The following is a 2,019-nucleotide window of genomic DNA, read 5'->3' on the forward strand; positions in this document are numbered from 1 at the left end:
GCGAACAGAGATAGGCAGGATGCGATCGCTTCTTTCCTGAACCATGTTCAGGAGAGTTCAGCGTGAATGTATCAGGTTCCAAACCGGCTCCAGACAGTTCCCCAAGCCCTCTCCCAAGGGGAAGGGGTAGGTCGGAATCAAGGCCACCAATGGCCTACGGCGACTGGGAATACCCCTGGTGAGCCGCCGCTGTTTGGTGGTCATCTTCTGTTCAAAATGGGCATCACTTCAGCGGGTTGCAATCATCACGTGTTTGGTGATTTGGTAGTCGCGCACCGCTTCTGCCGAGAGATCTTTGCCAAATCCCGATTGCTTAAAGCCGCCATGGGGGGCCTCAGAGGCAATGGGAATATGGTCGTTGATCCAGACGGTGCCGAACTCCAGATCGGCGGCCAACCTCATCGCTCGTCCGATGTCTTGAGTCCACACAGAAGCCGCCAGCCCGTATAGGACGTCATTGCCCAAGCGTAGCGCTTCCGCTTCTTCGCGAAACGAGCCGAGCGTGAGAACCGGCCCAAAAACCTCACTCTGTACGATCTCCGCTTTTTGATCGACATTGGCAATCACCGTGGGTTCATAGTAGTAGCCTTGGGCAAACTGGGAAGGGATCCGACCGCCGGTCAGCACCTTGGCTCCCTCTGCTTTGGCCCGCTCCACAAATCCCATCACCCGCTCCCGCTGGGCTGCTGAGACCAAAGGCCCCATCTCCACTCCCGCCTCGAAAGGGGATCCCACCGTCACTTTGCGCATGGCCTCTACAATGGCCTCTTGTACCTGCGCCAGCTTGCTCTCTTGCACGTAGACGCGGGTGGCCGCCGTACAGTCTTGGCCGGTGTTGACGGTGGCAGCAAACGTGGCCTTGGCAGCAACGGTCTCTACGTCCGCATCCTCGAAGACGATAAACGGCGCTTTGCCCCCCAGTTCCAAATGCACCCGCTTCAGGGTCTCTGCTGCTGTCCGCATCACCTGCTTGCCGGTGGCGGTGGAGCCGGTAAGGCTGACCATTCGCACCTGCGGGTGCTCTACCAGGGCTTGGCCAGTAGCATTGCCCCCGGTAACGATGTTGACCACCCCTGGCGGGATCCCGGCCTCGGCGATCAGTTCTCCCAGCATCAGGGTGGTCAGGGGGGTGGCAGGAGCGGGCTTGAGCACCACCGTACAGCCGGCGGCCAGGGCGGGGCCGATCTTCCAGACGGCCATCATCAGCGGATAGTTCCAGGGGGTAATTTGAGCGCACACCCCCACCGGCTCTTTGCGAAAGAGGGAGGTGTAGCCCTTGGCATATTCCCCGGCGCTAAAGCCATGGATGTCGCGGGCGGCAGCGGCGAAGAAACGCAGATTATCCACCGCAAACGGCAAATCTCCCCCTAAGCTGAGGAACTCGTAGGGCTTGCCGGTGTTTTCCGATTCCACACGAGCCAGTTCTGGGGCACGAGCCTCGATCAGATCTGCCAATTTCCAGAGGGCCAGGGATCGCTCGCCGGGGGTAAGTTTCGACCAACGGCCATCGTAGAAAGCGGTCTGGGCAGCTTGCACCGCCCGATCCACATCGGCAGGGCTAGCATCCACCACCTCTGCCAGTTTCTCGCCGGTGGCCGGGTTCTCGATGGTCATCAACCCCCCCCCTTGGCTATCGACCCATTGGCCGTCGATCCAGAGTTTGTAGGCCATAGCGATGTCCTCAACAGCTTGGTGAAATGGCTCTCCCCATTGTGCCGAATCTTTTTGGCTCGGCTTGAATCATAAGCTTCAATGAACTACCCCACCGCATAGGCGGATGGGGTTTCTGATGCCCCATTCGCTTGACGGTGAAGTTTCTGTCTCTTCCTCTGCCCCAGTTGCTTCATAGCCCTGAGCATCAGGACTTTGAAGTAGTGCTGAGACATCCAAGACTCACGAGGCCGGTTCCCAACCCCGGTTGCTTGTTTATTGCAACATTGTGCATCACCATCACCGAGCCCCGATCCCTGGGGATTTCAAACCCACAACCAGAGCAGACATGATAGCGGTTGCTCAAGT

Annotated in this window: 1 protein-coding gene; it reads right to left on the reverse strand. The window is 58.7% G+C overall.

The genetic code is table 11. The annotated features are described in order from the left end of the window. Positions 1-228: 228 nt before the first annotated feature. Entirely contained in the window at positions 229-1,671 is a 1,443-nt protein-coding gene (locus NW842_RS13890; RefSeq protein WP_414418274.1) for a gamma-aminobutyraldehyde dehydrogenase, read from the reverse strand. Positions 1,672-2,019: the final 348 nt, after the last annotated feature.

The sequence above is a fragment of the Synechococcus sp. R55.4 genome (assembly GCF_047461935.1).
Classification (GTDB): Bacteria; Cyanobacteriota; Cyanobacteriia; order Thermostichales; family Thermostichaceae; genus Thermostichus.